We start from the raw sequence: 3,673 nt of genomic DNA on the forward strand, positions 1-3,673 counted from the left end.
GGCCTTCCCGGTGGCCTTCTCCTGCACCGGCTCAGCCTTCGGTGCAGCGGCCTTCGGTGCAGCGGCCTTTGGTGCATCGGTCTTCGGGGCACCGGTCTCCGGTGCGCCGGCCTTCGGGGTGTCATTGCGCGGGGCGGTCTTCGGGGCGGGGGAGTCCGGCGTGCGGAACTTCGCGGCGACGACCGCCACGACCGCGGCGACAAGGGAGACGACCAGGACGGACCTGCCGATCCCACCCTTCTTCTTGCCGACCTTGTCCGCCTTCTTCAGCTGCTTCGAACGGACCTTGTCGGCCTTCTTCTTCGCGCTCTTCTCGATGTCGGCGGTGGACTTCTTCAGCTGCTTCTCGGCAATCGCTGCGTTCTTCTTCGCGGCCTTCCGCGCCCGCCTCGTCAGCTTCCCTGCCTTCTTGCCTGCCTTCTTCTGGGCCTTCTTCGCCTTACGGCCCGCCGTCGCGGCGACCTTCGGCACCTCCTCGGTGACGGTCTCGAGCGCGTCCGAGCCGGAGTCCTTCAGCTCGGCGACCGTGGAGCTCAGCGACGAAGCCGCTGCAGCGAGCTGCTTCTTCGCCGTCTTCCGGGCCTTCCTCGCTGACGTCGACAGCTTCTCGACCTCTTCCTTGCCCGCCTCCCGGGCCTCGCCCGCCTTGACGGACAGAGCGGAACCGACGGCGATCTTCGCGGCCTTCTTCGACACCTTGTTCTCCTTCTTCTCGGCCTTGGCCCGGGCCTTCCCGGCCCGGGTGTTCTTCTTCTCCGCCTTCGCGGTGAGCTTCGCGACCTTGGCGTCCGCCGCAATCTTCGCGTCGGTGGCGGCGGCCTCCTCCTCGGTCAGGATCTCACGCACCACTGCCCGGGTGTGGCCCGGAGCATCGGCGAGGAACTTCTCACGCTCCTCAGGGGAGGTGAGCTGGCGGCGGAGGACGGCGAGTTCCTCGTGGCGTGCGGACTCGTTGCGGGACGTCCGTTCCTTGTTCCAGGAACGGGCGCGCTGGGCGGCGAGTAGGGCGATACGTGCGGTGTTGAGGGCCATGGCCCGGTACTCCTTCGCGGTGACGTGCAGTCTTCAGAGTGACGTTTAACCTCCGATCATAAACACTTGCGGCGACGCGGTGGGGTCGTTCGCCCGGTACGGGGGACGTCCGGTGACACCACCGGCGCCTCATTCGGTACGCTGGACCACCATGAGCGCCCAGAAGACTGCGACCGCGGTTCTGCACACGAACCTCGGCGACATCAGCATCGACCTCTTCGGAAACCACGCCCCCCAGACCGTCGAGAACTTCATCGGCCTGGCCACGGGCGACAAGGAGAAGGCCCCCTACAATCGGCCGAACGCCTCCGGGACAACCGAGGGGCCGTTCTACGACGGTGCGGTCTTCCACCGCATCATCGACAACTTCATGATCCAGGGCGGCGACCCGACCGGCACCGGCCGTGGCGGCCCCGGCTACCAGTTCGCCGACGAATTCCACCCTGAACTCCAGTTCGACCGTCCGTTCCTGCTGGCCATGGCGAACGCGGGCCCCGGCACGAACGGATCGCAGTTCTTCATCACCACCACGATGACCCCGCACCTGAACAACCACCACACCATCTTCGGTGAGGTGACCGACAAGGAGTCCCAGAAGGTCGTCGCCAAGCTCGGTCGTGTGGCCACCGACCGCATGGACCGTCCCGTCGAGGACGTCGTCATCGAGTCCATCGACATCACCGAGTAACAGCTCCACACCCTGCACCGTCACAACCACCATGGATTTCCTGCGCAGATTCACCCGGGACGCCCCGGCCTGCACCGTCCTGATCCTGGTGTGTGTGGCGGTGTTCGTCGTCGAGGTGGGACAGTCAGGCAGCCTCGCTGATCCTGTCGGGGTGTACGGAGGGGGCAGTGACCTCGCCTGGTCACTGATGATGGTCGCCACTGACATCACCGACGGCCATGAGTGGTGGAGGTTGGTGACCAGTGCGCTGGTGCATCTCAACATCACCCATCTCCTGCTCAACATGCTGTTGATCATGCTGCTCGGCAGGGAACTGGAGCGGGCCTACGGGACGCGGACCGTGGCGGTGTCCATGGTGTTCTGTGCGGTCGGTGGCAGTCTCGGCGCGCTGTGGTTCGCCCCCGACCACGCGGTCGGTGGGGCGTCCACCATCGGCTACGGCATGTTCGCCATGCTGGTGGGACTGTCGGTCACACGGCGGACCGACGTGCGCGGTCCGCTCGTGCTCATCGGGGTGAACCTGGCGTTCAGTGTCACCACCGGAGGTGTGTCGCTCGCGGGGCACCTGGGTGGCCTCGCAGCAGGGGCGTTGATCGCCCTGGTGCTGTGGTGGCGTTACCGTCCGGGAACTACTTCCAGCCCATGGTCATCAGCAGGCCGACGATGAGAAGGCCGAAACCGATGAGGTAGTTCCAGGCGTTGAGATCGCGCATCAGGGGGATGTCGCCGCCGGCGATGTAGTTGACGACGATCCAGGCCAGGCCCAGCAGCATCAGGCCGAGCATCACGATGATGTACCAGCGTGACGTTCCGGTGGCATTCAGTTTGACCGGGGTGCGGTGGTCGACCGATGACGCACCGGTAACTTCCGGCGTGGAGGAGATCCTGGACTTGGGCATGGGGACACTCTCGCTGACTTCGTGCTGCTTCTTCGGACGTCACCAGCGTAGCAGCAGGGTTTGAGCGGCGACGCCACGCTGACGGGCGGATAGTATGGCGCCATGCGCATCCTCGTCATCGACAACTACGACAGCTTCGTCTACAACCTTGTCCAGTACCTCGGGGAACTCGGCGAGGACTGCACCGTGTGGCGAAACGACGCGCCGGAACTGGGGGACCGAAGTAACGGGGTGAAAGGGTTGGACGGCGTGCTCGGCGACTTCGACGCGATCCTCCTCTCCCCGGGACCGGGGGAGCCGGCGGCGGCGGGACGCATGCTCGACGTCATCACCTGGGCCGAGGAGCACCGGACGCCGCTGTTCGGGGTGTGCCTGGGGCATCAGGCCATCGCCCTCCACTTCGGCGGCGACGTGGTACGGGCCGGAGAGCTCTTCCACGGGAAGACCAGCCCGGTCTTCCACTCCGGTGCCGGCGTGCTCGCAGGTGTTCCTTCCCCGTTCACCGTGGCGCGGTACCACTCGCTGACCGTTGACCCGGCGACCGTGCCCGACTGCCTCGAGGTCACCGCGACTGTGGATTCCGGCATGATCATGGCGATGCGGCACCGGACGCTGCCAATCCACTCCGTCCAGTTTCATCCCGAGTCGGTGATGACACAGCACGGTCACCGCATCCTCTCCAACTGGTTGGCCGAGGCGGGGCGCCCGGTCGACGAACGGCAGCTCTCGCGGGTGGAGGCCCGGCACGCGGAGGCACAGCAGGCCTCGGCTGCGGTGATCGAGGGTGCGCACGGGTCGGTGCTCGCCTGACACGGCTCCTCCCCGGGGGACGCCGGGGAGAGTGGGGAAGCGGAAGGACGGGGGCGAACGGGGAGAGGTCGGGAAAAGGAAGAACGGGGCGAGTTGGGAAATGTGGGAGGGGAACAGGTGGTGGCGGAGAGCGGTGACCCACGCAGCCGCGGGAGCTCGGCCGGACGGTCGTGGTCAGACGCACCCGCTGCTACCTCTCACCCACTGTGACCTGCTGGTTTGTGGGTGGTCGGTGGGGTGTGTA

At 66.3% G+C, this 3,673-nt stretch carries 5 protein-coding genes; 3 read left to right on the forward strand and 2 right to left on the reverse strand.

What is annotated here, in order from left to right:
- On the reverse strand, window positions 1-1,032 hold a 1,032-nt coding region (locus tag QZV72_RS08305), incomplete at its 3' end, for a hypothetical protein (protein WP_297007214.1).
- A 151-nt stretch (window positions 1,033-1,183) separates the two neighbouring features.
- Between QZV72_RS08305 and QZV72_RS08310 the strand changes: the two genes are divergently transcribed.
- Window positions 1,184-1,720, forward strand: coding sequence for a peptidylprolyl isomerase (locus QZV72_RS08310; protein WP_297007218.1), 537 nt, complete (start codon window positions 1,184-1,186; stop codon window positions 1,718-1,720).
- A gap of 31 nt (window positions 1,721-1,751) precedes the next feature.
- Window positions 1,752-2,387: a rhomboid family intramembrane serine protease gene (locus QZV72_RS08315; RefSeq protein WP_297007221.1), complete on the forward strand. Its 636-nt coding sequence runs from the start codon at window positions 1,752-1,754 to the stop codon at window positions 2,385-2,387.
- On the opposite strand, the gene crgA is transcribed toward QZV72_RS08315, so the two are convergent.
- On the reverse strand, window positions 2,350-2,619 hold the full coding sequence (gene crgA / locus QZV72_RS08320) for a cell division protein CrgA (RefSeq protein ID WP_297007224.1): 270 nt from the start codon (window positions 2,617-2,619) through the stop codon (window positions 2,350-2,352). The two genes, QZV72_RS08315 and crgA, sit on opposite strands and share 38 nt — an antisense overlap.
- Window positions 2,620-2,721: 102 nt before the next feature.
- Here crgA and QZV72_RS08325 point away from each other — a divergent pair, with 102 nt between their 5' ends.
- Entirely contained in the window at window positions 2,722-3,429 is a 708-nt protein-coding gene (locus tag QZV72_RS08325; RefSeq protein ID WP_297007227.1) for an aminodeoxychorismate/anthranilate synthase component II, read from the forward strand.
- Window positions 3,430-3,673: the final 244 nt, after the last annotated feature.

The organism is uncultured Corynebacterium sp., assembly GCF_902782855.1.
Lineage (GTDB): Bacteria > Actinomycetota > Actinomycetes > Mycobacteriales > Mycobacteriaceae > Corynebacterium.

Excerpts from the sequence above, each read along its gene's own strand:
- QZV72_RS08310 (WP_297007218.1), top strand. The coding sequence starts at position 1,184 with ATGAGCGCCCAGAAGACTGCGACCGCGGTTCTGCACACGAACCTCGGC.
- QZV72_RS08325 (WP_297007227.1), top strand. The coding sequence starts at position 2,722 with ATGCGCATCCTCGTCATCGACAACTACGACAGCTTCGTCTACAACCTT.
- crgA (WP_297007224.1), bottom strand. The coding sequence starts at position 2,619 with ATGCCCAAGTCCAGGATCTCCTCCACGCCGGAAGTTACCGGTGCGTCA.
- QZV72_RS08315 (WP_297007221.1), top strand. The coding sequence starts at position 1,752 with ATGGATTTCCTGCGCAGATTCACCCGGGACGCCCCGGCCTGCACCGTC.